The organism is Bacillus sp. FSL K6-2971 (genome assembly GCF_038006405.1).
In the GTDB taxonomy this organism is placed as follows: Bacteria; Bacillota; Bacilli; order Bacillales; family Bacillaceae; genus Bacillus; species Bacillus pumilus.
This window is the reverse complement of the sequence record NZ_JBBOVD010000001.1, coordinates 115,682-141,397: the sequence shown is the minus strand read 5'-3', so window position 1 is coordinate 141,397 and position 25,716 is coordinate 115,682. Positions and strand designations below refer to the sequence as shown.

General features: G+C 42.2%; 27 protein-coding genes and 2 other annotated features (1 of these 29 running past the window's edge). All 27 genes read right to left on the bottom strand.

The genetic code is table 11. From position 1 onward, the window contains the following. Positions 1–40: 40 nt before the first annotated feature. The gene (gene rplB, locus MHI33_RS00750) at positions 41–874 is read right to left on the bottom strand and encodes a 50S ribosomal protein L2 (protein ID WP_003217065.1); all 834 of its coding nucleotides are present in this window, start codon (positions 872–874) and stop codon (positions 41–43) included. A 28-nt stretch (positions 875–902) separates the two neighbouring features. Next, positions 903–1,190, bottom strand: a complete 288-nt coding sequence (gene rplW, locus MHI33_RS00745; protein WP_003217016.1) for a 50S ribosomal protein L23 — start codon at positions 1,188–1,190, stop codon at positions 903–905. Next, complete coding sequence (rplD, locus tag MHI33_RS00740; RefSeq protein ID WP_003217216.1) at positions 1,190–1,813, bottom strand: 50S ribosomal protein L4; 624 nt, start codon at positions 1,811–1,813, stop codon at positions 1,190–1,192. The genes rplW and rplD overlap by 1 nt, the downstream gene beginning before the upstream one ends. A gap of 27 nt (positions 1,814–1,840) precedes the next feature. After that, positions 1,841–2,470 carry a 50S ribosomal protein L3 gene (gene rplC, locus MHI33_RS00735; RefSeq protein ID WP_003217069.1) on the bottom strand — a complete coding sequence of 210 codons (630 nt, stop codon included), beginning with the start codon at positions 2,468–2,470 and terminating at the stop codon, positions 1,841–1,843. A 37-nt stretch (positions 2,471–2,507) separates the two neighbouring features. Continuing rightward, positions 2,508–2,816 (bottom strand): 30S ribosomal protein S10, encoded by a 309-nt coding sequence (gene rpsJ / locus MHI33_RS00730; RefSeq protein WP_003156464.1) that lies wholly within the window; start codon positions 2,814–2,816, stop codon positions 2,508–2,510. 218 nt (positions 2,817–3,034) lie between these two features. Beyond that, entirely contained in the window at positions 3,035–3,994 is a 960-nt protein-coding gene (locus MHI33_RS00725; RefSeq protein ID WP_044139652.1) for an alpha/beta fold hydrolase, read from the bottom strand. A 109-nt stretch (positions 3,995–4,103) separates the two neighbouring features. Next, positions 4,104–5,294, bottom strand: a complete 1,191-nt coding sequence (gene tuf, locus MHI33_RS00720; RefSeq protein ID WP_044139653.1) for an elongation factor Tu — start codon at positions 5,292–5,294, stop codon at positions 4,104–4,106. A 118-nt stretch (positions 5,295–5,412) separates the two neighbouring features. Beyond that, positions 5,413–7,491 carry an elongation factor G gene (fusA, locus tag MHI33_RS00715; protein ID WP_340908330.1) on the bottom strand — a complete coding sequence of 693 codons (2,079 nt, stop codon included), beginning with the start codon at positions 7,489–7,491 and terminating at the stop codon, positions 5,413–5,415. Positions 7,492–7,545: 54 nt separating this feature from the next. After that, positions 7,546–8,016, bottom strand: coding sequence for a 30S ribosomal protein S7 (gene rpsG / locus MHI33_RS00710; RefSeq protein ID WP_003216884.1), 471 nt, complete (start codon positions 8,014–8,016; stop codon positions 7,546–7,548). Between the two features lie 120 nt (positions 8,017–8,136). Then, the gene (rpsL, locus tag MHI33_RS00705; protein WP_003216962.1) at positions 8,137–8,556 is read right to left on the bottom strand and encodes a 30S ribosomal protein S12; all 420 of its coding nucleotides are present in this window, start codon (positions 8,554–8,556) and stop codon (positions 8,137–8,139) included. Between the two features lie 112 nt (positions 8,557–8,668). Continuing rightward, a complete protein-coding gene (locus tag MHI33_RS00700; protein ID WP_003216985.1) occupies positions 8,669–8,917 on the bottom strand; it encodes a 50S ribosomal protein L7ae-like protein in 249 nt (82 codons plus the stop codon). A gap of 145 nt (positions 8,918–9,062) precedes the next feature. Next, on the bottom strand, positions 9,063–12,662 hold the full coding sequence (gene rpoC / locus MHI33_RS00695; RefSeq protein ID WP_065097640.1) for a DNA-directed RNA polymerase subunit beta': 3,600 nt from the start codon (positions 12,660–12,662) through the stop codon (positions 9,063–9,065). 61 nt (positions 12,663–12,723) lie between these two features. Next, positions 12,724–16,305 (bottom strand): DNA-directed RNA polymerase subunit beta, encoded by a 3,582-nt coding sequence (gene rpoB / locus MHI33_RS00690; RefSeq protein WP_340908325.1) that lies wholly within the window; start codon positions 16,303–16,305, stop codon positions 12,724–12,726. A 255-nt stretch (positions 16,306–16,560) separates the two neighbouring features. Continuing rightward, the gene (locus tag MHI33_RS00685) at positions 16,561–17,166 is read right to left on the bottom strand and encodes a class I SAM-dependent methyltransferase (protein WP_340908322.1); all 606 of its coding nucleotides are present in this window, start codon (positions 17,164–17,166) and stop codon (positions 16,561–16,563) included. 96 nt (positions 17,167–17,262) lie between these two features. Continuing rightward, a complete protein-coding gene (rplL, locus tag MHI33_RS00680; protein WP_003216952.1) occupies positions 17,263–17,628 on the bottom strand; it encodes a 50S ribosomal protein L7/L12 in 366 nt (121 codons plus the stop codon). Between the two features lie 41 nt (positions 17,629–17,669). After that, positions 17,670–18,170 carry a 50S ribosomal protein L10 gene (rplJ, locus tag MHI33_RS00675; RefSeq protein WP_003217048.1) on the bottom strand — a complete coding sequence of 167 codons (501 nt, stop codon included), beginning with the start codon at positions 18,168–18,170 and terminating at the stop codon, positions 17,670–17,672. 69 nt (positions 18,171–18,239) lie between these two features. Next, positions 18,240–18,380, bottom strand: a sequence feature (ribosomal protein L10 leader region). A 48-nt stretch (positions 18,381–18,428) separates the two neighbouring features. Further along, positions 18,429–19,127 (bottom strand): 50S ribosomal protein L1, encoded by a 699-nt coding sequence (gene rplA / locus MHI33_RS00670; protein WP_065097642.1) that lies wholly within the window; start codon positions 19,125–19,127, stop codon positions 18,429–18,431. Between the two features lie 99 nt (positions 19,128–19,226). Further along, on the bottom strand, positions 19,227–19,652 hold the full coding sequence (rplK, locus tag MHI33_RS00665) for a 50S ribosomal protein L11 (RefSeq protein WP_003216956.1): 426 nt from the start codon (positions 19,650–19,652) through the stop codon (positions 19,227–19,229). 171 nt (positions 19,653–19,823) lie between these two features. Beyond that, a complete protein-coding gene (gene nusG / locus MHI33_RS00660) occupies positions 19,824–20,357 on the bottom strand; it encodes a transcription termination/antitermination protein NusG (protein WP_003217197.1) in 534 nt (177 codons plus the stop codon). A gap of 170 nt (positions 20,358–20,527) precedes the next feature. Next, positions 20,528–20,704: a preprotein translocase subunit SecE gene (secE, locus tag MHI33_RS00655; RefSeq protein WP_003216942.1), complete on the bottom strand. Its 177-nt coding sequence runs from the start codon at positions 20,702–20,704 to the stop codon at positions 20,528–20,530. A gap of 35 nt (positions 20,705–20,739) precedes the next feature. Then, complete coding sequence (gene rpmG / locus MHI33_RS00650) at positions 20,740–20,889, bottom strand: 50S ribosomal protein L33 (protein WP_012008694.1); 150 nt, start codon at positions 20,887–20,889, stop codon at positions 20,740–20,742. A 76-nt stretch (positions 20,890–20,965) separates the two neighbouring features. Then, complete coding sequence (gene sigH, locus MHI33_RS00645) at positions 20,966–21,622, bottom strand: RNA polymerase sporulation sigma factor SigH (protein WP_003217132.1); 657 nt, start codon at positions 21,620–21,622, stop codon at positions 20,966–20,968. 63 nt (positions 21,623–21,685) lie between these two features. After that, complete coding sequence (gene rae1 / locus MHI33_RS00640; RefSeq protein WP_044139659.1) at positions 21,686–22,198, bottom strand: ribosome-dependent mRNA decay endonuclease Rae1/YacP; 513 nt, start codon at positions 22,196–22,198, stop codon at positions 21,686–21,688. A gap of 2 nt (positions 22,199–22,200) precedes the next feature. Beyond that, on the bottom strand, positions 22,201–22,950 hold the full coding sequence (gene rlmB / locus MHI33_RS00635; RefSeq protein ID WP_003217141.1) for a 23S rRNA (guanosine(2251)-2'-O)-methyltransferase RlmB: 750 nt from the start codon (positions 22,948–22,950) through the stop codon (positions 22,201–22,203). Then, positions 22,934–23,365 (bottom strand): Mini-ribonuclease 3, encoded by a 432-nt coding sequence (locus tag MHI33_RS00630; RefSeq protein ID WP_003217007.1) that lies wholly within the window; start codon positions 23,363–23,365, stop codon positions 22,934–22,936. Before MHI33_RS00630 ends, rlmB begins: the two co-directional genes overlap by 17 nt. Before the next feature lie 3 nt (positions 23,366–23,368). Then, positions 23,369–24,769, bottom strand: coding sequence for a cysteine--tRNA ligase (gene cysS, locus MHI33_RS00625; protein ID WP_065097643.1), 1,401 nt, complete (start codon positions 24,767–24,769; stop codon positions 23,369–23,371). Further along, a complete protein-coding gene (cysE, locus tag MHI33_RS00620) occupies positions 24,766–25,419 on the bottom strand; it encodes a serine O-acetyltransferase (RefSeq protein WP_012008691.1) in 654 nt (217 codons plus the stop codon). Before cysE ends, cysS begins: the two co-directional genes overlap by 4 nt. 81 nt (positions 25,420–25,500) lie before the next feature. Further along, positions 25,501–25,716: a binding site (T-box leader), on the bottom strand (it continues 16 nt past the right edge of the window).

The window sequence follows — 25,716 nt, the reverse complement described above, 5'->3', positions numbered from 1 at the left end:
TGATTGAACTACGGTCCTAAATGAACCGTAGACAACCCCGTTACTTGTTTTTACGACGACGTACAATGAATTTATCAGACTTGTTGGTTTTCTTACGAGTCTTGAATCCAAGAGTCGGTTTGCCCCATGGAGACATTGGTGATTTACGTCCGATTGGAGCGCGTCCTTCACCACCACCGTGTGGGTGATCGTTAGGGTTCATTACAGAACCACGAACTGTTGGGCGTACGCCTTTCCAGCGTGAACGTCCAGCTTTACCGATGTTAATTAATTCGTGTTGCTCGTTTCCAACTTGACCGATAGTCGCACGGCAAGCAGAAAGAATCATACGAACTTCTCCTGAGTTCAAACGTACAAGAACGTATTTACCTTCTTTACCAAGAACTTGAGCAGAAGTACCAGCAGAACGAACTAATTGTCCACCTTTACCTGGTTTTAATTCAATGTTATGCACAACTGTACCAACTGGGATGTTGATAAGTGGAAGAGCATTACCTGGTTTGATGTCAGATTCTGGTCCAGAAGTAACTTCAGTACCAACTTGGATTCCTTTAGGAGCAAGAATGTAACGTTTCTCACCATCTGCATAGTTTACAAGAGCGATGTTCGCTGAACGGTTTGGATCATACTCGATTGTAGCAACGCGTCCAGGTATACCGTCTTTATCACGTTTAAAGTCAATGATACGGTATTGACGTTTATGACCGCCACCTTGATGACGAACAGTCATTCTACCTTGGTTGTTACGTCCGCCTTTTCTGTGAAGCGGCGCAAGCAACGATTTTTCTGGTTTGTCAGTCGTGATTTCAGCAAAATCTGAAGTAGTCATGCCACGACGACCATTACTGGTTGGTTTATACTTTTTAATCGCCATTTTGAATTTCCCTCCTTCTTTTTAAGATTTACGCTTCAAAAATTTCGATTTCTTTGCTGTCAGCAGTTAATTTCACGATCGCTTTTCTGCGACGGCTAGTCATACCAGTGTAGCGTCCAACGCGTTTAGATTTTCCTTTGTAATTTTGAACGTTGACTTTCTCAACTTTCACTCCAAAGATTTCTTCAACAGCGTCTTTCACTTCTGTTTTGTTAGCTCTGACATCAACTTCGAACGTATACTTCTTCTCTGTCATTAGATCAGCAGAACGTTCAGTAATGATAGGGCGCTTTAGAACATCACGAGGATCTTTCATTATGCAAGTCCCTCCTCTACTTTTTCAACCGCTGCTTTAGTGATCAGAAGTTTCTCGTGGTTGACAACGTCAAGAACGTTGATACCGTTAGCTTCAACAACTGTTACTCCAGGGATGTTACGAGCAGATAAAGCAACTGTTTCGTTTGCATCCGCAGTGACGATCAACGCTTTCTTCTCGACAGATAATCCTTTAAGGATGCCTGCGAATTCTTTCGTTTTCACTGCATCAAGAGTCAGATCTTCAAGAACGATGATGTTGTTGTCGATTACTTTAGAAGACAATACTGACTTGATAGCCAAGCGGCGAACTTTTTTAGGTAATTTATATGAATAGCTGCGTGGTGTTGGACCGAATACGATACCGCCTCCGCGCCATTGTGGTGAACGGATAGAACCTTGACGAGCACGACCAGTACCCTTCTGTCTCCAAGGCTTACGACCTCCGCCACGTACTTCAGAACGAGTTTTTACTTTGTGAGTTCCTTGACGTAAGGAAGCTCTTTGCATAAGAATAGCATCGAATACTACGCTTTCGTTTGGCTCAATTCCAAACACAGAAGCGTTTAATTCGATTTCACCGTTAGTAGAACCGTTTTGGTTAAATAATGCTACTTTTGGCATGACTTGTTTCCTCCTTTCCTAAGAGAGTTATTTAGATTTAACTGCACTCTTTACAGTTACTAGAGATTTTTTAGCTCCTGGTACATTTCCTTTGATCAATAGAAGATTGCGTTCCGCATCAACTTTAACGATCTCAAGGTTTTGGACAGTGATTTGCTCTCCGCCCATACGACCCGGAAGAAGTTTACCTTTGAACACTCGGTTTGGATCAACAGGTCCCATTGAACCAGGACGACGGTGGTAACGTGAACCGTGAGTCATTGGTCCGCGTGATTGTCCGTGGCGCTTGATAGCCCCTTGGAATCCTTTACCTTTTGATGTTCCTGTTACATCTACGATATCTCCATTTGCGAAAATATCAACTTTGACTTCCTGACCAACTTCATACGCATCTAACTCCGCACCGCGTAATTCTTTTACGAAGCGCTTAGGAGCAGTTTCCGCTTTAGCAACGTGGCCCTTCTCTGGTTTGTTAGAAAGCTTTTCACGTTTGTCGTCAAAACCGATTTGGATTGCTTCATAGCCATCCGTGTCAGCAGTCTTCTTTTGAAGAACAACGTTAGCAGCAGCCTCAACAACAGTTACAGGGATAAGATCACCGTTTTCTGCGAATACTTGCGTCATACCAATTTTTCTACCTAAGATTCCTTTGGTCATTAGTCACACCTCCTATAATATGTGTTTTCTATTTGAATTAAAGTTTGATTTCGATATCTACACCAGATGGTAAATCTAAACGCATAAGTGCATCAACTGTTTGTGGAGTTGGATTCACGATGTCGATTAGACGTTTGTGAGTACGCATCTCAAATTGCTCACGAGAATCTTTGTACTTATGCACCGCACGAAGGATTGTGTAAACTGATTTTTCAGTTGGAAGCGGGATTGGACCAGATACACTAGCACCAGAACGCTTAGCCGTTTCAACAATCTTCTCAGCAGATTGATCAAGAATTCTATGATCATATGCTTTTAAACGAATACGAATTTTTTGTTTTGCCATTATTTTCCCTCCTTTTCGCCTACTTACGTTAGACAGTTCTCCGTGAGAAAAACCTGATCACCTTGCCATGGCAAAGCGGCCGGGTGTGTCAGCAACCTCTCACTTCATCGCAGTCAAAGACCAACATGCACTATTGTACCAAATTGGCCTGCGTGTTGCAATAATAAATCGGATAAATTTATGATTTGCACACTTTTCATATTATACAGGGGTTCAGCCTATAAATCAAGCTTTCCCTGAAGATGATGTACAGCCGTCTTTTTTATGGTACGGATAAATTCTTCTGGCTCTTCTAGATGCGGGGAATGTGCAGATTCTTTAAAGGTGAACCATTCTTTGACTGGTGCTGTTAATTGCTCAACATAAGGTTTTGATACAGCAGCTGGTGTAATCATGTCATATTCACCAATGATAAAGTAACAAGGTATTAATATAGTAGAAACTCGGTATTCAATGCTCTCATTCATCAATTCATCCCATAGAATGTCCTGACTAAGCATCTGTCCTTTAAGGAAATTCCACTTATCTTTGAGCTGATATTCCTTACTAAAAAGAAACCCGCGCAGCATTTGAATAAGCGGCTTCCACCTATGTGTGAGACCTACGCTTCCGAGCTCTTTATATAGAGAGAACAGAGCATGAGCTGATATTCGTTTCCACGGAGGAGGCGTCAGTAATCGCAGGCACCAAGTAAACAACCGATTTCTTTCGTATTTCTCCAAAAGAAGCTCGTACGACACACTATCTTCTTTTATTACATCTACTACCTGACTAATTCCATAATAAGCATGATATAGATCTGGGCGCTTATGTACTGCTTGTATGGCGATTAATGACCCCCACGAATATCCGGCGATGTACAATTTTGATTGACCTAGATATGAAAGGACTTTCTCTGTCAGTTCAATCGTATCTTCAATAAATTGCCGAATGGTCATGGAAGTATCGGAGGGATTCTTTTGATAGGAGAGTCCCGCGCCACGCTGATCCCAATGAACAACTGTAAAATCGTGATTAAGTTCCTCATGAAATGAGTCGATATAGCTGATTTGAGCGGAACCGGGCCCACCGTGTAAAAATAAAAGAACAGGCTTCGCTTCACTAGTGTGATCTTCTTTGATCATAATCCATTGGTCAACCCCGCCGATTAACCATTTCTTCAAATATGTCTTCGCCATTCCAGTGATCCTCTCGGTTCCATTTAGATTCTATAGCTTATAGTAGCCGTTCTGATCTGGAAAAGCAAAAAAAGAGACCCTTTTGCAAGGAGTCTCTTTTATATGTTTATTACTTAATGATATTTGAAACGACGCCAGAACCTACAGTACGTCCACCCTCACGGATAGAGAAACGAGTTCCTTCTTCGATAGCGATAGTAGAGATAAGTTCAACTTCCATCTCAGTGTTATCGCCAGGCATTACCATTTCAGTACCTTCTGGAAGATGTACGATACCAGTTACGTCAGTTGTACGGAAGTAGAACTGCGGACGGTAGTTAGCGAAGAATGGAGTATGACGTCCACCCTCTTCTTTAGAAAGTACATAAACTTCAGCTTTGAAACGGCTATGTGGAGTGATTGTACCTGGTTTAGCAAGTACTTGACCACGTTGGATATCTTCACGAGATACACCACGAAGTAGTGCACCGATGTTGTCACCAGCTTCAGCATAGTCAAGAAGCTTACGGAACATTTCAACACCTGTAACAGTTGTTTTACCATTGTCTTCTTGAAGACCGATGATTTCAACTTCGTCACCGACTTTAACTTGTCCACGCTCAACACGACCAGTAGCAACAGTTCCACGACCAGTGATTGAGAATACATCCTCAACTGGCATCATGAATGGCTTCTCAGTGTCACGCTCTGGAGTTGGGATGTACTCATCAACCGCATCCATAAGTTCAAAGATTTTTGCTTCGTAATCAGCATCTCCTTCAAGAGCTTTAAGAGCAGAACCTTTGATAACTGGTACATCATCACCAGGGAAGTCATAGTCAGAAAGAAGGTCACGAACTTCCATTTCAACAAGTTCAAGTAACTCTTCATCGTCAACCATGTCACATTTGTTAAGGAATACTACGATGTATGGAACACCTACGTTACGAGAAAGTAGGATGTGCTCACGTGTTTGTGGCATTGGACCATCAGCAGCAGATACTACTAAGATCGCGCCGTCCATTTGAGCAGCACCAGTGATCATGTTTTTAACGTAGTCAGCGTGTCCTGGGCAGTCTACGTGTGCATAGTGACGAGTGTCTGTTTCATACTCGACGTGTGAAGTTGAGATTGTGATTCCACGCTCGCGCTCTTCTGGAGCACCATCGATTTGGTCATATCCCATAGCTGATCCTTTACCAGACTTCTTATGAAGAACTGTTGAGATAGCAGCAGTTAGAGTTGTTTTACCATGGTCAACGTGTCCAATTGTACCAATGTTAGCATGCGATTTGGAACGGTCGAATTTTTCTTTAGCCATTCTAAAAATCCTCCTTAAAGGTTCATTGTATTTGGTATAGAGTGATAGAAAGTGAAGAGTTATCTCTCACTTTCTGATCTTCAATAGTAGTTATACTTTAGTTTAAAGGCAAAATCAATTATTCACCTTTATTTTTTTTGATGATTTCTTCACTGATGCTCTTAGGCACTTCTTCGTAGTGATCCATATGCATAGTGAAAGTACCGCGTCCTTGTGTGTTAGAACGGAGTGAAGTTGCATATCCGAACATTTCAGAAAGTGGAACCATTGCGCGAACAACTTGAGCGTTACCGCGAGCTTCCATACCTTCTACACGTCCACGACGAGATGTGATATCACCCATGATGTCTCCCATGTATTCTTCAGGGATAACGACTTCCACTTTCATCATTGGCTCAAGTAGAACTGGGTTACATTTGCTGACAGCATTTTTCAATGCCATAGATGCAGCAATTTTAAACGCCATTTCGTTCGAGTCAACATCGTGGTAAGATCCATCAAATAATTTTGCTTTGATGTCGATTAATGGGAATCCAGCTAATACACCATTTTCAAGTGAATCTTCAAGACCTGCTTGAATTGCTGGAATGTATTCACGTGGAACAACCCCACCGACGATTGCATTTTGGAATTCGAAGCCTGCGCCTTCTTCGTTTGGTTCGAATTCGATCCAAACGTGTCCGAACTGACCACGTCCACCAGACTGACGTACGAATTTACCTTCAACTTTTGCACCAGAACGGAATGTTTCACGGTACGCAACTTGAGGAGCACCTACGTTAGCTTCCACCTTGAACTCACGCTTCATACGGTCAACAATGATATCAAGGTGAAGCTCACCCATACCAGAGATGATCGTTTGACCAGTTTCAGGGTTTGTTTGTGTACGGAATGTTGGATCCTCTTCAGCTAGTTTAGCTAAAGCGATACCCATTTTATCTTGGTCAGCCTTTGATTTAGGCTCGATGGCTACATCGATAACTGGCTCTGGGAATTCCATAGACTCAAGGATAACAGTATCTTTCTCGTCACAAAGAGTGTCACCAGTAGATGTATCTTTAAGACCAACAGCTGCTGCGATATCCCCTGCATATACAGTAGAGATTTCTTCACGGCTGTTTGCGTGCATTTGAAGGATACGTCCAACACGCTCACGCTTGTTCTTAGAAGAGTTCTTCACGTATGAACCTGAAGCAAGTGTTCCAGAGTATACGCGGAAGAAAGTTAGTTTCCCAACATAAGGGTCAGTCATAACTTTAAATGCAAGAGCTGAGAATGGTGCGTCATCAGTAGACTCACGAACAACCTCTTCATTTGAATCTGGCAGGATACCTTTGATTGCAGCAACATCAGTTGGTGCAGGAAGGTAATCAAGCACAGCATCAAGTACAAGCTGAACACCTTTGTTTTTGAAAGCAGATCCAACAAGAACTGGGTAGAATTCAACATTCAACGTTCCTTTACGGATTGCAGCTTTCAATTCAGGAATTGTAATTTCTACACCCTCAAGGTATTTTTCCATAAGCTCTTCATCAAGCTCAGCGACAGCTTCAATAAGGCTGTTGCGAAGCTCTTCAGCTTTGTCTTTATACTCAGCAGGGATTTCTTGTGCATCAGAGCGAGTTCCAAGGTCATCTTCGTAGAAGTATGCTACGTTATCTACAAGGTCGATGATTCCTTCGAATTGATCTTCAGCGCCGATCGGCAATTGAATTGCATGAGCGTTCGCTTGAAGACGATCTCTTAATGTGCTTACAGAGTAAAGGAAGTCCGCACCGGTTTTATCCATTTTGTTAACGAATACGATACGAGGTACTCCGTAAGTTGTTGCTTGGCGCCAAACTGTTTCAGTTTGTGGCTCTACACCTGATTGTGCATCAAGAACCGCTACCGCACCGTCAAGTACACGTAAAGAACGTTCAACTTCAACAGTGAAGTCTACGTGTCCTGGTGTATCGATGATGTTTACACGGTAACCTTTCCATTGTGCTGTAGTAGCAGCAGAAGTGATTGTAATACCACGTTCTTGCTCCTGCTCCATCCAGTCCATTTGGGAAGCTCCTTCGTGAGTTTCACCAATTTTATGGATACGACCAGTGTAGTATAAGATACGCTCAGTCGTTGTCGTTTTACCAGCATCGATGTGAGCCATGATACCAATATTACGAGTTTTGTCTAAGGAGAACTCTCTTGCCATTGGGTAATTTCTCCTTCCTTATTAGGGAATAGTTTTTTTAGTTTGGTATAAATCCTACCAGCGGTAGTGAGCGAATGCTTTGTTCGCTTCTGCCATTTTGTGTGTATCTTCACGTTTCTTAACAGCAGCACCAGTGTTGTTAGCTGCGTCAAGGATTTCGTTAGCAAGACGCTCTTCCATCGTTTTTTCTCCACGAAGACGAGCGTAGTTTACTAACCAGCGAAGACCTAAAGTAGTACGACGGTCTGGGCGAACTTCTACAGGAACTTGGTAGTTAGCTCCACCTACACGACGTGCTTTAACTTCAAGAACTGGCATGATGTTTTTCAAGGCTTGTTCGAAAACCTCCATCGCTTCATTACCAGTACGTTCTTTGATGATATCAAATGACTTGTAGAGAATTGTTTGTGACTTTCCTCTTTTACCGTCGATCATCATTTTGTTGATCAAACGAGATACAAGTTTAGAATTGTAAATTGGATCTGGCAATACGTCTCTTTTTGCTACAGGACCTTTACGTGGCATCTGATAGCCTCCCTTCTCATTTAAAAGGATTTCTATCTGTCTCTCATCTCAATATCATTGTCAGTTGCCTGACTCCACTGATCTGATATCAACTTCTAAAAACCCTTATGTTTGTTTGTATTATTTACTTTGTTTAGGGCGTTTTGTTCCGTATTTAGAACGTCCTTGCATACGACCGTCAACTCCGGCAGTATCAAGCGCACCACGAACGATGTGGTAACGTACACCCGGTAAGTCTTTTACACGTCCGCCACGGATAAGTACTACACTGTGCTCTTGTAGATTATGTCCGATACCAGGAATGTAAGCTGTTACCTCAATCAGGTTAGACAAACGTACACGAGCATATTTACGTAGTGCTGAGTTTGGTTTTTTCGGTGTCATTGTGCCGACACGAGTACAAACCCCGCGCTTCTGTGGAGATGTTACGTTAGTGTGCTCTTTTTTGAAACTGTTGTATCCTTTGTTAAGTGCAGGAGACTTTGAGTTTTCAACTTTACTCACGCGTCCTTTGCGTATTAGCTGATTAATTGTAGGCATGTTGTTATTCCTCCCTTCGTTGCTTTTTTTATAACCCACATACCCAGGTGGTTCATTAAAAGGCAAAAAACAATGCTTTTGCATTTACACATGCAAAAACAAAACAAGTACGCTATAACATAATGGCAACAGCTGCTGCTCCAACTTCAATTCCGCAGGCTTTGCCGAGCTTTTTCATGGAATCTACCACTAAAATGTCTACACCCTTCTCTTGCGCTAGTTTTGTTACACTAGCTGTTAAAGCAGGATCAGCATCTTTCGCTACGACGATTTCCTTTACTGAATCTCGTTTCAGAGCTTTTACTGTTTGCTTCGTACCAATAATAATGGATTGGGCCTGTGATACTTTATCATAAGACATCGAATATCCTCCAAAGTAACAGGTTTTATTTTGAGCACCTTGGTTATATTATCATCATGGCAGAAGGATGTCAATATCATATGACAGATTATCTTGACATCCTTCACCATTTTTTGATGATTTTATAGGAATCTCACGAGAAAGATTACTCTACAGGAACCATATCGTCAGACGGCTGCACTTGTGAAACCGGCTTAACTTTACGGTAGTTTGGCATTCCTGTTCCAGCTGGAACAAGTTTACCGATGATAACATTCTCTTTCAAGCCAAGCAGTTCATCACGTTTTCCTTTGATCGCCGCATCTGTTAGGACACGAGTCGTTTCTTGGAAGGATGCCGCAGACAAGAATGAGTCTGTTTCAAGCGATGCTTTTGTAATACCAAGAAGAACTGGGCGGCCTGTTGCAGGACGCTTTCCTTCGAATAGTACTTTTTTGTTCGCTTCAGTGAATTGATGTACATCAAGAAGTGTGCCTGGTAATACATCTGTATCCCCTGCATCAGCGACACGCACTTTACGAAGCATTTGGCGAACCATTACCTCAACGTGCTTATCTCCGATCTCTACCCCTTGCATACGGTATACTTTTTGTACTTCATGAAGCAGATATTCTTGAACAGCTGTCATATCAGTCACTTTAAGAAGTTCTTTCGGATCGATCGAACCTTCTGTCAGTACTTGACCACGAGTGACTTTGTCACCTTCAACAACTTTCAGACGCGCATTGTAAGGAGCTGTGTAAGAACGAGTTTCAACGTCGCCTTGAACCACAATTTCCTGCTGCTTGTCACGAACATCGTTAATTTCAGCAACGACACCATCAATTTCAGAAATCGTCGCTTGCCCTTTCGGATTACGCGCTTCAAATAGCTCTTGGATACGAGGTAAACCTTGTGTGATATCGTCTCCTGCTACCCCACCGGTGTGGAACGTACGCATTGTAAGCTGTGTTCCTGGCTCACCGATTGATTGAGCAGCGATGATTCCAACTGCTTCACCGACTTCAACGTCAGTGCCAGTTGCAAGGTTACGGCCGTAGCATCGTTTACATACACCATGAGGCGTGTTACATGTAAATGCAGAACGGATCCATACTTCCTCAATCCCTGCTTCGACTACTTCAAGTGCTTTATCTTCATCAATTAGCTCGTTTTCGTCGACCATGACTTCGCCCGTTTCAGGATGAACAATTGGTTTTCTTGCAAAACGTCCAATTAGACGTTCTTCAAGTTTCTCAATAATTTCATTTCCTTCTCTAATGGACTTCGCCAAGATTCCACGGTCTGTACCGCAATCTGTTTCACGGATGATGACATCCTGTGCAACGTCAACGAGACGACGCGTGAGGTAACCTGAGTCAGCTGTTTTAAGGGCTGTATCGGCAAGACCTTTACGCGCTCCGTGAGTGGAAATAAAGTATTCTAATACGGTTAAACCTTCACGGAAACTAGATTTGATCGGAAGTTCAATGATACGTCCAGCCGGGTTGGCCATCAGACCACGCATACCAGCCAGCTGAGTGAAGTTAGATGCGTTACCACGCGCTCCAGAGTCACTCATCATGTAGATTGGGTTGACTTCATCAAGGGACTTCATCAGTTTACCTTGGATGACATCTTTAGAAGAACTCCAGATCGAAATGACTCTCTCGTAACGCTCTTCTTCAGTAATCAAACCACGTCTGAATTGCTTCATGACGTTATCTACTTTTGCTTGCGCTTCTTCAAGGATCTTCTGTTTATCATCTAATACGACGATATCAGACACCCCAACCGTAATACCCGCTTTAGTAGAGTATTTGAAACCAAGATTTTTCATGCGGTCAAGCATTTTAGATGTCTCAGTGATATGGAATCTCTTAAAGATTTCCGCAATGATTTTACCTAAAATACCTTTTTTGAACGGCGCATTAATTTCTTGTTTCTCAATCGCAGCTTTGACATCTTCACCTTTTTCAAGGAAGAAGCGGTCAGGCGTTTTTTCTTCAATATTGCTCTTTGTCGGCTCATTCATGTAAGGGAATGATTCCGGTAAGATTTCGTTAAAGATTAGTTTTCCAACTGTTGTAATCAACAATTTAGAACGCTGTTCATCAGTGAATGTCACATTCTTCAACGAGTTAGCTGCAACAGCTACACGTGTATGAAGATGCACATACCCATTTTGATAAGCTATAAGGGCTTCGTTAGTATCTTTGAAGACCATACCTTCTCCGATAGCACCTTTACGCTCAAGTGTAAGGTAGTAGTTACCAAGCACCATATCCTGAGATGGCGTAACAACAGGTTTTCCATCTTTCGGGTTCAAAATGTTTTGAGCAGCAAGCATTAAGATACGAGCTTCAGCTTGAGCCTCAGCAGATAATGGTACGTGAACCGCCATTTGGTCACCGTCAAAGTCAGCGTTGTAGGCTGTACATACAAGTGGATGCAGACGAATTGCGCGTCCTTCCACAAGTGTAGGTTCAAACGCTTGAATACCAAGTCTGTGAAGAGTCGGTGCACGGTTTAGTAAGACTGGGTGCTCGCGAATCACTGATTCTAAAACATCCCATACTTCCGGCTGCACGCGCTCAATTTTACGCTTCGCACTCTTGATGTTGTGAGCTAAACCTTTTTCAACAAGCTCCTTCATCACGAATGGTTTGAATAATTCAAGAGCCATTTCTTTCGGAAGTCCACACTGATACATTTTCAAATGTGGTCCTACGACGATAACGGAACGTCCAGAATAGTCAACACGTTTACCAAGCAAGTTTTGACGGAAACGTCCTTGTTTCCCTTTCAGCATATGAGAAAGAGATTTCAATGGTCTGTTACCTGGTCCTGTTACTGGTCGGCCTCTACGTCCATTATCAATCAAGGCATCGACAGCTTCTTGAAGCATACGCTTCTCGTTCTGAACGATGATGCTTGGCGCGCCAAGATCTAATAAACGTTTCAGACGATTGTTACGGTTGATGACACGACGATAAAGGTCGTTTAAGTCAGAAGTAGCAAAACGTCCACCATCAAGTTGAACCATTGGACGTAATTCTGGCGGAATAACCGGAAGTACATCAAGAATCATCCATGATGGTTTGTTTCCTGAGTTACGGAAGGCTTCTAGCACTTCAAGGCGTTTAATCGCACGTGTACGACGCTGTCCTTGAGCAGTTTTCAGCTCTTCTTTCAGTGCATCTACTTCTTTTACAAGATCGATATCTTGAAGAAGTTTATTGATTGCTTCTGCACCCATAGCTGCTTGGAATGTATTACCGTATTTATCTAAATAAGCACGGAATTCCTTCTCAGAAAGAAGTTGTTTCTTCTCAAGCGGTGTGTTGCCCGGATCTGTCACAACGTATGAAGCGAAGTAAATCACTTCTTCTAATGCACGTGGTGACATATCAAGAACAAGACCCATACGGCTTGGGATACCTTTGAAATACCAAATGTGGGAAACTGGGGCAGCCAGTTCGATATGCCCCATTCTCTCACGACGGACTTTTGCCCGTGTTACTTCTACACCACAACGGTCACATACAACACCCTTATAACGAACGCGTTTATACTTTCCACAATGACATTCCCAGTCTTTTTGCGGTCCGAAGATACGTTCACAAAAGAGACCATCTTTTTCAGGTTTCAGTGTACGATAGTTAATCGTTTCAGGCTTTTTCACTTCACCAAAAGACCAAGAACGGATTTTATCAGGTGATGCGAGACCGATGTTCATATACTCAAAATTGTTCACATCTAGCAAGGGGCCTACCTCCCTTTTAATCTTCGGGTTATACCCTAGTCACTTGCTCTAATCGTTTCTGCTATTCTTTTGTGACTGCGTCACGTTCAAGATCGACAGGTGCGAGGTCTGCAGCATCTTCGTCATTAGATAACGCTAATCCGTCTGCTTTCTTCGTTTCCTCATCGTCTTCTAAATCTCTCATTTCTATCTCTTCTTCATCGCCAGATAGGATTTTGACATCCATACCTAAACTTTGAAGTTCTTTGATTAACACTTTGAATGATTCAGGGACACCTGGTTCAGGGACGTTATCCCCTTTGACGATGGCTTCGTATGTTTTCACACGACCCACCACGTCATCCGATTTAACTGTTAAGATCTCTTGAAGTGTGTATGCTGCACCGTAAGCTTCAAGTGCCCATACTTCCATCTCTCCGAAACGCTGACCACCAAACTGTGCTTTACCGCCAAGTGGCTGCTGCGTAACAAGTGAGTATGGTCCAGTTGAACGAGCGTGAAGTTTGTCGTCAACCATGTGAGCCAGTTTGATCATGTACATGATTCCGACTGATACACGGTTATCGAATGGTTCACCAGTTCGACCGTCATAAAGGACTGTTTTCGCATCACGGGACATACCTGCTTCTTCAAGCGTTTCCCAAACATCTTCCTCACGCGCACCATCAAATACTGGTGACGCAATGTGGATGCCAAGGTAACGTGCAGCCATACCCATATGAAGCTCAAGTACCTGACCGATGTTCATACGAGATGGTACCCCTAGAGGGTTTAACATGATATCAATCGGTGTTCCATCTGGAAGATACGGCATATCTTCTTCTGGAAGGATTTTAGAGATAACCCCTTTGTTACCATGTCGTCCAGCCATTTTGTCACCTTCAGAAATTTTACGCTTCTGAACGATGTATACGCGGACTAACTGGTTAACACCTGGAGGTAATTCATCTCCATCTTCACGGTTAAAGACTTTGACGTCGTGGATAATTCCGCCGCCGCCGTGTGGAACACGTAGAGATGTATCACGTACTTCACGAGCCTTTTCACCGAAGATTGCATGTAATAGACGTTCTTCAGCTGTTAGTTCTGTTACACCTTTAGGCGTTACTTTCCCTACAAGAAGGTCTCCGTCTTTTACTTCTGCACCAATACGGATGATTCCACGCTCGTCAAGGTTGCGCAAAGCATCTTCCCCAACGTTTGGAATATCACGAGTGATTTCTTCCGGCCCAAGCTTTGTATCACGAGCTTCTGATTCATATTCTTCAATATGAATAGATGTGTAGACGTCATCTTTTACAAGGCGCTCACTCATGATGATCGCATCCTCGTAGTTATAACCGTCCCAAGTCATGAAGCCGACCATAACGTTACGTCCTAGAGCCAATTCACCTTTTTCCATTGAAGGACCGTCTGCAAGGATTTCTCCTTTTACGACTTCATCTCCAACACTTACGATTGGACGCTGGTTGTAGCAAGTCCCTTGGTTAGAGCGGACAAATTTCAGCAAGCTGTATTTGTCTAGGTTTCCTTTGACTTGTTGTCCGTCGACATCTTCATAGCGGCGAACCCAAATATTTTTTGCTTCAACACGTTCTACAACACCTGGGTAACGGCAGATGACAGCAGCACCAGAGTCTTTACCTGATACATACTCCATACCTGTACCAACAATCGGTGATTCTGGCTGCATCAAAGGCACAGCCTGACGTTGCATGTTCGCTCCCATTAGAGCACGGTTAGAGTCATCGTTTTCTAAGAATGGGATACATGCTGTTGCTGCAGAAACAACCTGCTTTGGCGAAACGTCCATGTAGTCAACACGGTTTCGAGGAACAACGGTGTTTTCCCCTCTGAAACGAGCAATGATATTATCATCGATAAACGAACCATCTTCACCTAATATAGCATTCGCTTGTGCTACAACGTAGTTATCCTCTTCATCAGCAGTTAAGTAATCGATTCTCGGTGTCACTTTACCTGTTTCAGGATCAACCCGGCGGTAAGGTGTTTCAATAAAGCCGAAACGATTCACTTTTGCAAATGAAGATAGAGAGTTGATCAAACCAATGTTTGGACCCTCTGGTGTTTCAATCGGACACATACGGCCATAGTGAGAGTAGTGAACGTCACGAACTTCCATTCCTGCACGCTCACGTGTCAAACCACCAGGCCCAAGCGCTGACAGACGACGTTTGTGCGTCAATTCAGCAAGCGGGTTTGTTTGATCCATGAACTGAGAAAGCTGAGAGCTACCAAAGAACTCTTTGATAGAAGCGATCACAGGACGGATGTTGATCAGTTGCTGAGGTGTGATCGTGTTTGTGTCTTGGATCGACATTCTTTCACGAACAACACGCTCCATTCTGCTTAAACCAATACGGAATTGGTTTTGCAGAAGCTCACCTACAGAACGCAGGCGACGGTTACCAAGGTGATCGATATCATCTGTGTCACCTACACCATGAAGAAGGTTGAAGAAGTAACTGATCGATGCAATGATGTCAGAAGGCGTGATGTTTTTCACAGCTTCCTCTACGTATGCATTCCCGATCACGTTGATCACTTGCTCGCCTTCTTGATCAGACGGTGCATAAATCTTAATAGATTGAAGTTCTACTTCATCTTCTACTACGCCACCATTTGGATAAAGCTTTCTAAATCCGATGCCGTTTTCTAAGTATGGAAGAACTTTATCAAGAACTCTTCTGTCTAAAATTTGACCTTTTTCTGCTAGAATTTCACCTGTTTCAGGGTCAACTAACGTTTCAGCCAATTTTTGATTGAACGTTCTATTTTTAATATGAAGCTTTTTATTAATCTTGTAGCGTCCAACATTTGCTAGGTCATATCTCTTCGGATCGAAGAAGCGAGAGTCTAGCAGGCTTTTCGCATTTTCAACAGTTGGCGGCTCTCCAGGACGGAGGCGCTCGTAGATTTCGAGAAGTGCTTTATCCGCATTCTCTGTATTGTCTTTTTCCAGCGTGTTGCGTAAGTATTCATTCTCGCCAATGAGGTCAAGAATCTCTTGATCAGAGCTGAAGCCGAGAGCACGCAAAAGAACCGTAACCGGCAACTTACGTGTGCGATCGATGCGTACATAGACTACATCCTTCGCATCAGTTTCGTATTCTAACCATGCGCCACGGTTTGGAATGACAGTCGCAGTAAAACCTTTTTTACCGTTTTTGTCTACTTTACCACTGAAATATACACTTGGAGAACGTACTAACTGAGAAACGATTACACGTTCCGCACCGTTAATGATAAAAGTACCTGTGTCTGTCATGATTGGGAAATCACCCATGAACACATCTTGGTCTTTTACTTCTCCAGTTTCTTTGTTAATTAAACGAACTTTCACTCTTAGTGGAGCAGAGTAAGTTACATCACGTTCTTTTGATTCTGCTACAGGATACTTAGGATCCCCTAGGCTGTAATCAATGAATTCAAGAGAAAGGTTACCAGTAAAATCCTCAATTGGGGATATATCTTGAAACATCTCTCTAAGACCCTCATCAAGAAACCACTGATAAGAAGAGGTTTGAATTTCAATGAGATTTGGTAATTCTAACACTTCGCTTATGCGTGCGTAGCTTCTGCGCTGGCGGTGTCGTCCATACTGAACTAGTTGACCTGTCAACTGATTCACCCCTCAAATCATGCGTATTATATGTGTAAAAAGTATTTCAGCCTTTCAAATGTCAGTAAAGAAATACTTTTACAAGACAAAAGAAAAAAGGGTTTCTAAAATAAGAAAACCACATCCAAAAACAAATACCGATTTTATTAGTTTTCCCAAATATGCATAATTTATACAAAATAGTTGTTTTTTAAGCCTATCAAGCAAAATATACACATTGGCATTTTATAATGTTAACACAGCTAGGAAACTGCGTCAAACTTTTTTAGCTTTGATAATATAGTAGCCCTTTTTCTTCAATACAACTTCGACTTCTCCAAAGAGCTGTTCTAATTTCTCAATCGCAGATGGTCCGCCCTGCTTTTTCTGAATAACCACCCACAACTCACCTTCCGGCAATAAATGATCAGCACTTTTTTCAAAGATCGCATGTACAACTTTCTTCCCTGCCCGTATTGGGGGATTGGTCAGTATAGAGGCAAAAGCAGCTGATGAATGAACATTCGAGAACAAATCACTTTGATAGATGCGGACATTATCAATGGGATTATGTTTAGCGTTTTCCTTTGAAAGTTCGACTGCTCTTTCGTTCACATCAATCATATGAATGGTGCGGCTCGTCATTTCGTTTGCTAACGATAAGCCAATCGGTCCATAACCGCAACCGACATCTAAGACATCGCCATCCACGTCAGGTTCTTCAAAAGCTTCAATTAAAAGCCTCGAACCAAAGTCGACTTCTTTCTTAGAAAACACTCCACTGTCACTTGTAAAAGTAAAGGTACGGTTTCTCAAGGTGAAGTCCCATGTCTGTTTATTGCTTTTCACTGATGGCTTTTCCGTATAATAGTGGTCACTCATGGTGAATGGACCTCCTCTGGATTCAATCGTTTCAGGAGAATAGAAAAGAAAAAGCTCGCCAGTAAAAGCGAGCTTTCCCAAAAGATTAGGCGAAGATTACTTAACTTCTACAGAAGCGCCAACTTCTTCAAGCTTAGCTTTAAGTTCTTCAGCTTCTTCTTTAGCAATACCTTCTTTAAGTGGTTTTGGAGTGTTGTCAACAAGTTCTTTAGCTTCTTTCAAGCCAAGACCAGTGATTTCACGAACCACTTTGATAACTTTGATTTTTTGGTCTCCAGCACCAGCAAGTACTAGATCAAAATCAGTTTTCTCTTCAGCAGCGGCACCACCAGCTGCAGCTACAGCTACAGGAGCAGCAGCAGTTACGCCAAATTCTTCTTCGATTGCTTTTACTAAGTCGTTTAACTCAAGTACAGTTGCTTCTTTAACTGAAGCAATGATTTCTTCGATATTTAAAGCCATTTGTAATTCCTCCATTTTAAGTTTTTTACGTTAAGTACGCATTAAGCGCCTTGTTCTTCTTTTTGATCTGCAACTGCTTTAGTAGCAAGAGCAAGGTTACGAACTGGAGCTTGAAGAACGCTAAGCAACATAGATAGTAAGCCTTCGCGAGACGGAAGTTCCGCAAGAGCCTTCACTTCTTCTACAGTCGCTACGTTTCCTTCGATGACACCAGCTTTGATTTCTAAAGCTTCGTGGCTTTTCGCAAATTCGTTGATGATTTTCGCAGGTGCGATAACATCTTCGTTACTGAATGCGATAGCGTTTGGACCTGTTAAGAAATCGTTTAAACCTGTTAGTTCAACTTGTTCAACTGCACGGCGAGTCAAAGTGTTTTTGTAAACTTTGAATTCTACGCCAGCGTCACGAAGCTGTTTACGAAGTTCAGTCACTTCAGAAACTGAAAGACCGCGGTAATCTACAATTACAGTAGACATACTATCTTTAAATTTAGAAGTAATTTCATCAACGACAACTTTTTTTGTATCGATTGCATTGCTCATGGTTACACCTCCTGTACATTGTTTGTGTAACACTTATACCGATCAGGCCATCACGTTCCTAACGAACGGTTCTCCATATAAAAAGCCTCCATTAAGACATGGAGGCTGTATATACAAGCATACGTTAACGTAAGACTGTGACATATACACCTCGGCGGGTTAATTAAGCCATAAGGCCCCTGCTGTCTACGGTATAAATGGACATATTCTATTTTACAACATTTTGATATTATCAAAATGATTGTGATAAGTCAAGATTTATTTTGCAGAGAAAGAAGATGGATCCACTTTCACGCCAGGGCCCATAGTAGATGTAACAGAAACGTTTTTCACGTATACACCTTTAGCCGCTGCAGGTTTTGCTTTAAGGATTGTGTCATAGATTGTTGCAAAGTTCTCAACAAGCTTTTCGTCCTCGAAAGAAACCTTTCCGATTGGCGCGTGGATGTTACCAGCTTTATCAACGCGGTATTCTACTTTACCAGCTTTGATTTCATTGATTGCTTTTTCTACTTCGAATGTAACAGTTCCTGTTTTAGGGTTTGGCATAAGACCTTTTGGTCCAAGTACACGACCGATCTTACCAACTTCACCCATCATGTCAGGTGTTGCAACGATTACATCGAAATCGAACCAGCCTTGTTGGATTTTAGCGATGTAATCAGAATCTCCAACATAGTCTGCTCCAGCAGCTTCTGCTTCTTTTGCTTTTTCGCCTTTAGCGAACACAAGAACGCGTTGAGTTTTACCAGTTCCGTTAGGAAGTACAACTGCACCGCGGATTTGTTGGTCGTTTTTACGAGGGTCTACGCCCAAACGAAAAGCAACTTCTACAGTCGCATCAAATTTCGCTGTATTTGCTTTTTTTGTAAGAGAAACAGCTTCAGCTACATCATACGCTTTAGTACGTTCGATTAGCTTAGCAGCTTCTACATACTTTTTACCTTTTTTAGCCATTATAAAAATCCTCCTTATGTGGTTTTAGCGGAATAACCTCCCACGAATAAGGGTTGCGAACTTGTCAAAACCAAACTCGCAACCCAACAAGACAATAAATTAATCTTCGATGACAATACCCATACTGCGTGCAGTACCTTCAACCATGCGCATAGCTGATTCAACGCTAGCAGCGTTTAAGTCAGGCATTTTTGTTTCCGCGATTTCGCGTACTTTATCACGCTTAACAGTTGCCACTTTATTACGGTTAGGTTCACCAGAACCAGACTCAATACCAGCTGCTTTTTTAAGTAAAACTGCAGCAGGTGGAGTTTTAGTAATAAATGTAAATGAACGGTCTTCAAAAACCGAAATTTCAACAGGAATGATAAGACCAGCTTGGTCAGCTGTACGAGCATTAAACTCCTTACAGAATCCCATGATATTAACACCGGCTTGACCTAGTGCAGGTCCAACTGGTGGAGCTGGGTTAGCTTTTCCAGCAGGAATTTGCAATTTAACAACTTTAACTACTTTTTTAGCCACGAGACACACCTCCTTAAAGTCCGTGATGTGGTAATAGGGGAATCCCCCTCCCACTCAACAACTTCATTCTTTATATGAATGACGAAATAACTAGCTAGCGATCTTGAGCGAACTCAAGACGTACCTTTGCTATATTACCACTTCTATACACTCATTTCAAGCTCTTTTGAATTACAATTTATCGATCTGCGTGAACTCAAGTTCCACGGGTGTTTCTCTACCAAACATATTAACGAATACTTTGACTTTGCTTTTATCGTAATCAATCTCTTCGATAGAACCTGTGAAGTTCGCAAATGGTCCGTCGATGACCTTGACTGTTTCTTTCAATTCAAAGTCGATTTCTGTTTTGCGTTCTTCAAGACCCATTCTTTTTAGAATGGTTTCAGCTTCGCCTGGCAAAAGCGCAGTCGGCTTTGAGCCTGATCCAGCTGATCCAACGAATCCTGTGACACCTGGTGTATTACGAACAACATACCAAGAGTCGTCTGTCATCACGATTTCCACTAGGACATAGCCAGGGAACACTTTCTTTTTGACAACTTTTTTCTTACCATTTTTAATATCTGTTTCTTCTTCTTCTGGTACGACGACGCGGAAGATCTTATCTTGCATGCCCATTGATTCAACACGCTTTTCCAAGTTCGCTTTTACTTTATTTTCATAGCCAGAGTACGTATGCACAACATACCAATTCTTTTCCATTTCGTTCAGGACTATTTAGTCCTTCCCTCCCCACATTTCGTAATGTCTATTTGACGAATCTCGAGTACCGGTAAATATTTTCAAGCAATTGAAAAAACCCGTAAAACGGGTTTTTTGGCAAGTCATATTATGATCTATTATAGCACGTTCAGCAGACCATTATTCAAGTATTAATGAATTAATTCGATTAATTGTGAGATTCCTATATCAAGAAAAGAGAAAAAGATTGCAAAGAATACGACTGTTAAAATAACAGTGATTGTGTAACGAATCATTTCGTTTTTCTTTGGCCAGCTGACCTTCTTCATTTCTTTCCCGACACTTTTTAAGAAACTGATAATACGCATTGTAAAAGACCTCCACAGATTAAAGAACGCAAATCTTACTTCGTTTCTAAATGTGTTTTATGTGAATTACAAGTCTTGCAATATTTCTTAACTTCTAATCTTTCAGCTGCTGAAGCATCACTTTTCATTGTCGTATAATTGCGGCTTCCGCAGTCTTTACAGGCTAGAGTAATCTTTTTCCTCATATTTACACCTATTTTCTCGACATCATTTCCTTAGTACCTTATCACAGTGTCGAAAAAGCTGTCAATATAGGTTTGATTAGAGACTAATCTCGCGAAGCTCTAAATATTTCTCTAATTTTCTCTTTACTCTTTGGAGTGCGTTATCAATTGATTTCACATGACGGTTTAAATCTTCAGAAATCTCTTGATAGGATCTACCATCAAGGTAAAGCACAAGAACCTTTCTTTCCAGCTCGCTTAGTAGTTCACCCATCTTCATTTCGATATCATCAAATTCTTCTTTGCTAATGATTAAATCTTCTGGGTTAAGCGCTTTAGCACCGGAAATGACGTCCAACAATGTTCTGTCTGATTCTTCATCATATATTGGCTTATCTAATGATACATAGGAATTTAACGGGATATGTTTTTGGCGAGTAGCTGTTTTAATTGCGGTGATAATTTGGCGGGTAATACATAATTCTGCAAAAGCCTTAAATGAAGTAAGCTTGTCCTCTCTGAAATCGCGGATAGACTTATAAAGTCCGATCATCCCCTCTTGGACAATGTCCTCTCGATCCGCTCCAATCAAGAAATAAGATCTTGCTTTTGCACGTACAAAATTGCGGTATTTTGTTATTAAGTAATCTAGCGCATCACTATCTCCGACATGAACCCTTTCAATGACTTGTTCATCTTCCAACTGGCAAAATTGCTCTCTGATGGATTTATCCTTGCTGTTGTTTAGATTCACTTCGATCCCCCCGACCGCACCTAGATAGAAATATTATACATTAATGGTTGAAATATCGTCAAGCTATTCTAGATTCCCACGCCGCCATTTTTCAAACGTTTTCAATACATCTTCTGACAATTCAATCTTAGATGCTGGTTTATCAGAAGTAATCTTTTTGACTCTCGTTTCAATCTTTCGTTCGATCACTTCAATCTCTCTCAAAAGCTCTCGAGCCGACTTTCGAAGAGCTCCTTGTCCAAAGATTGCCCATTGTTCTGTAAAGTCTGAGGTCGCCACATGAATCTGCGTCCGAATATTATTCAAATCCTGGGCAAGCTTTTCAATCCGCTCATCAGCTGTTTCATTCTCTCTTGTAAAGATGACCTCTACTCGGTGATTGATCCGCTTTTTTTCGATTCCTTTGACCATATGGGCATCGAATACGACAATGACTCGATACCCTGTGTATGCTTGATATTCTGCTAAATGTTGAATCAGTATGTCTCTGGCTTCTTCAAAGCTGTTTTCCTTTAAGTGCTGCAGCCGTGGCCAAGCACCTATCATGTTGTATCCATCGACTAAGAGGATGTCCATCTCTATTCTCCTAACGGATAACGTTTTCGATACACTTCATACATCAATAGACTAGCGGCAACTGATGCGTTTAACGAAGTGACCTTTCCGGCCATAGGCAGCTTAATCAGAAAATCACACTTTTCTTTGATCAATCGGCCAATCCCTTTTCCTTCACTGCCAATCACGAGAGCAAGTGGCATCGTGCCATCAAATTGTCTATAATCCTGTTTGGCAGACGCATCTGTTCCTGCGACCCAGATTCCTCTTTCTTTCATCTCATCAAGAGCTCTTGAAAGATTGGTGACTTTGGCAACAGGAATATGTTCAATTGCCCCAGTGGATGCTTTGGCAACGGTTGTCGTTAAGCCGACCGCTCTCCTTTTCGGAATCACAATCCCGTGTGCACCTACAGCATCTGCTGTACGCATAATGGAACCTAAATTATGCGGGTCTTCAATTTCATCTAAGATAAGAAAAAATGGCTGTTCATTCCGCTGTTCAGCGATTTGATATAGATCGTCCAATTCTGCATATTCATATGCTGCTACTTGTGCAACGATTCCCTGGTGCTGACCTGTGACCATTTGATCAAGCTTTTTCCTCGGAACATACTGAATGGTGATATTTTGTTTTTTTGCGAGTTCAATGACCTGCTGGGCTTGTCCTTTTACAGTGTTTTCTGCCATCCAGAGCTTGTATAACTCCCGATCTGACTTCAGTGTTTCAATCACTGCATTTTTCCCAATCACATAATCATGTTGCTGACTCATTTGTCTTCCTCCCTGACGTTCCGATTTCAATCGCCTGACTAATCAGCTCTTCTAAGCGTTCGTCCTGCTTTTCAATAAATAAATAACCCATGAGCGCTTCAAACGCCGTGCTATAACGATACGTTTGCACGTCTGTGTTTTTAGGCACTGTGCCTGATTTTGCATTTCTTCCTCTTTTCAGCACCGCTTCTTCTGCTTCAGTGAAAAAGCCTTGCTGCTGAAGCGTAAATAAAATAGCTGCCTGAGATTTAGCTGAAACAATTTTGCTTGCTCGTTTGTGCAACTCATTTGGTTTTGTCGCCCCCGTTTGGAGGAGGTGATGCCTCACGTAGACTTCAAAAATGGCATCACCCATATAAGCAAGCGCAAGTCCATTCAACTGTTTACCGTCTTTCAGCTTTTCAAAATTCAACATGACCTATTCTCCTCTTTTCCAGCGAGTACCTTGAGGAGTGTCCTCCAATACAATATTCATGCTCTTTAACTGGTCACGAATTTGATCAGATAGCGCAAAATCACGATTTCTTCTAGCCTCATTGCGTTTTTCAATTAACGCTTCTACTTCTTCGTCAAGCGTATGCTTTTCTTCTAATGAGAAGCCAAGAACAGACGTGATTTCTTGGAACAAGCCGATAAATGCCTTGATCACTTCCTCCGAAGTATGATCATTTTCCATATAATAATTCGCCTGTTTCGCAAGTTCGAATAAAACAGAGATCGCATTTGCCGTATTGAAGTCATCATTCATTTCAGAAATAAATGTCGCTCGCTGCTCTTCCACCTTCGCCAGCCATTCAGCATTGTCTTCTGTCATATTCGTGCTGCTTTCAAGGCGATGATGTAAATTAGCATACGACGTTTTGAGTCGGTTAAACGCACTCTTTGTGCTCTCTAGTAAGTCCATTGAATAGTTAATTGGATGTCGGTAGTGAACCGACAACATAAAGAATCGAAGTACATCAGGATCTTGTTCTTTCACAATGTCGTGCACGAGCACAAAGTTGCCAAGTGATTTTGACATTTTTTCATTCTCAATATTAATATATCCGTTATGCATCCAATACTTTGCAAAAGGTTTCCCTGTCAAAGCCTCAGATTGAGCGATTTCATTTTCATGGTGAGGGAAGGTTAAATCCTGTCCGCCTGCATGGATATCGATCGTATCACCTAAATATTTTTTAACCATGGCCGAGCATTCGATGTGCCAGCCTGGGCGTCCTTCGCCCCACGGGCTATCCCATGAGATTTCTTGGTCCTTTGCAGCCTTCCATAAAGCAAAGTCCAGCGCATCTCGTTTCTTCTCACCTACACGAATACGGGCACCTGTCTTCAGTTCATCAATCGACTGGTGAGAAAGCTTTCCGTAGCCTTCAAATGAGCGTGTGCTGTAATACACGTCACCATCTGCTTCATATGCGTAGCCTTTTTCAATCAATGTCGCAATAAATGCAATGATATCATCCATATTTTCCGTCACTCGCGGGTGAAGGTCAGCTTTTTTGCAGCCTAGTGCACTGACGTCTTCAAAGTAGGCTTGAATAAAACGGTCAGCAATCGTCGGGACATCTTCCCCGAGTTCATTGGCTGCTTTGATGAGTTTATCATCCACATCTGTAAAGTTTGAGACAAAGTTCACATCATAGCCGCTGTATTCTAAATACTTACGTACAGTGTCATAAACAATAGCAGGCCTTGCATTCCCGATATGAATGTAGTTATAAACGGTTGGTCCGCACACATACATCTTGACCTTTCCTGGCTCAAGCGGGACAAATTCTTCCTTCTTACGTGTCAATGTATTATAAATATTGATTGTCATGATTGTTCTTCCTTTCTGCTCAATGAAGCCAGCTCACCTTTTAGCTTTTCCATTTCTCGTTCCAATTCTTTGAAACGATCGGAAATTGGATCTGGCAAATCTTGATGATTGAGATCACGATTGATTTTCTTACCATTTTGAACGACGACTCGCCCAGGTATACCGACAACGGTGGAATGGTCGGGTACGTCCTTTAACACGACCGATCCCGCTCCAATCTTGGCTCCTTTTCCGACTGTAATGGAACCAAGCACCTTTGCACCTGTCGCAATGAGCGCATCGTCTAAAATGGTCGGGTGCCGCTTTCCCTTTTCTTTCCCTGTTCCCCCTAATGTCACGCCTTGGAAAACAGTGACGTTGTCTCCAATTTCACATGTTTCCCCAATCACCACTCCCATGCCGTGGTCAATGAAGAAGCGCCTGCCAATGGTTGCCGCAGGGTGAATTTCCACCCCTGTGAAAAACCGGCTGACCTGAGAAATGATCCGCGCAAGAAAGTACAGCTTCCGCTTATAAAATGCATGCGCGATACGATGAGCCCAAATCGCATGAAGCCCTGAATAGGTTAGCACTACTTCAATATAGCTTCTAGCAGCAGGATCTTGATCAAACACAGTATCAATATCTTCTTTCAGCATTTTGAAAAACACATGCTCCCCCCGTTCTTCCCCATCAATCTCTCTTCGGACTTGCTCTCTTTTTTGGACAAATAAAAAACGTCTCTGCCATATGACAGAGACGTTTTGAAAACGCGGTTCCACTCTGTTTAGAAAGCCCTCATTTCGCAGCCTTCTCAACTTAATCCCATAACGGAGGGTACCGCCCTTGCATACTAACGTACTCGTGTTCCTCAAGGGTCTTGAGGGTGCATTTCCAACATCTGCCCATAAGTCTCTTTCAGCCAGTGAAGACTCTTTCTGTGATGGACGAAAACATTGTACTTCTCC

What these genes read in the sequence shown, in the direction of transcription:
- MHI33_RS00630 (WP_003217007.1), bottom strand. Translation starts at nt 23,365, where the DNA reads ATGTTGAATTTTGAAAAGCTGAAAGACGGTAAACAGTTGAATGGACTT.
- cysS (WP_065097643.1), bottom strand. Translation starts at nt 24,769, where the DNA reads ATGACAATCAATATTTATAATACATTGACACGTAAGAAGGAAGAATTT.
- rplC (WP_003217069.1), bottom strand. Translation starts at nt 2,470, where the DNA reads ATGACCAAAGGAATCTTAGGTAGAAAAATTGGTATGACGCAAGTATTC.
- rplJ (WP_003217048.1), bottom strand. Translation starts at nt 18,170, where the DNA reads ATGAGCAATGCAATCGATACAAAAAAAGTTGTCGTTGATGAAATTACT.
- rpsJ (WP_003156464.1), bottom strand. Translation starts at nt 2,816, where the DNA reads ATGGCAAAACAAAAAATTCGTATTCGTTTAAAAGCATATGATCATAGA.
- MHI33_RS00700 (WP_003216985.1), bottom strand. Translation starts at nt 8,917, where the DNA reads ATGTCTTATGATAAAGTATCACAGGCCCAATCCATTATTATTGGTACG.
- rplB (WP_003217065.1), bottom strand. Translation starts at nt 874, where the DNA reads ATGGCGATTAAAAAGTATAAACCAACCAGTAATGGTCGTCGTGGCATG.
- MHI33_RS00685 (WP_340908322.1), bottom strand. Translation starts at nt 17,166, where the DNA reads ATGAGTGACCACTATTATACGGAAAAGCCATCAGTGAAAAGCAATAAA.
- rpsG (WP_003216884.1), bottom strand. Translation starts at nt 8,016, where the DNA reads ATGCCACGTAAAGGTCCTGTAGCAAAAAGAGACGTATTGCCAGATCCA.
- MHI33_RS00725 (WP_044139652.1), bottom strand. Translation starts at nt 3,994, where the DNA reads ATGGCGAAGACATATTTGAAGAAATGGTTAATCGGCGGGGTTGACCAA.
- nusG (WP_003217197.1), bottom strand. Translation starts at nt 20,357, where the DNA reads ATGGAAAAGAATTGGTATGTTGTGCATACGTACTCTGGCTATGAAAAT.
- rplA (WP_065097642.1), bottom strand. Translation starts at nt 19,127, where the DNA reads ATGGCTAAAAAAGGTAAAAAGTATGTAGAAGCTGCTAAGCTAATCGAA.
- tuf (WP_044139653.1), bottom strand. Translation starts at nt 5,294, where the DNA reads ATGGCTAAAGAAAAATTCGACCGTTCCAAATCGCATGCTAACATTGGT.
- rplL (WP_003216952.1), bottom strand. Translation starts at nt 17,628, where the DNA reads ATGGCTTTAAATATCGAAGAAATCATTGCTTCAGTTAAAGAAGCAACT.
- rlmB (WP_003217141.1), bottom strand. Translation starts at nt 22,950, where the DNA reads ATGAGTCAGCAACATGATTATGTGATTGGGAAAAATGCAGTGATTGAA.
- rpmG (WP_012008694.1), bottom strand. Translation starts at nt 20,889, where the DNA reads ATGAGGAAAAAGATTACTCTAGCCTGTAAAGACTGCGGAAGCCGCAAT.
- rae1 (WP_044139659.1), bottom strand. Translation starts at nt 22,198, where the DNA reads ATGGACATCCTCTTAGTCGATGGATACAACATGATAGGTGCTTGGCCA.
- rplD (WP_003217216.1), bottom strand. Translation starts at nt 1,813, where the DNA reads ATGCCAAAAGTAGCATTATTTAACCAAAACGGTTCTACTAACGGTGAA.
- rpsL (WP_003216962.1), bottom strand. Translation starts at nt 8,556, where the DNA reads ATGCCTACAATTAATCAGCTAATACGCAAAGGACGCGTGAGTAAAGTT.
- rplW (WP_003217016.1), bottom strand. Translation starts at nt 1,190, where the DNA reads ATGAAAGATCCTCGTGATGTTCTAAAGCGCCCTATCATTACTGAACGT.
- secE (WP_003216942.1), bottom strand. Translation starts at nt 20,704, where the DNA reads ATGCGTATTATCAGTTTCTTAAAAAGTGTCGGGAAAGAAATGAAGAAG.
- fusA (WP_340908330.1), bottom strand. Translation starts at nt 7,491, where the DNA reads ATGGCAAGAGAGTTCTCCTTAGACAAAACTCGTAATATTGGTATCATG.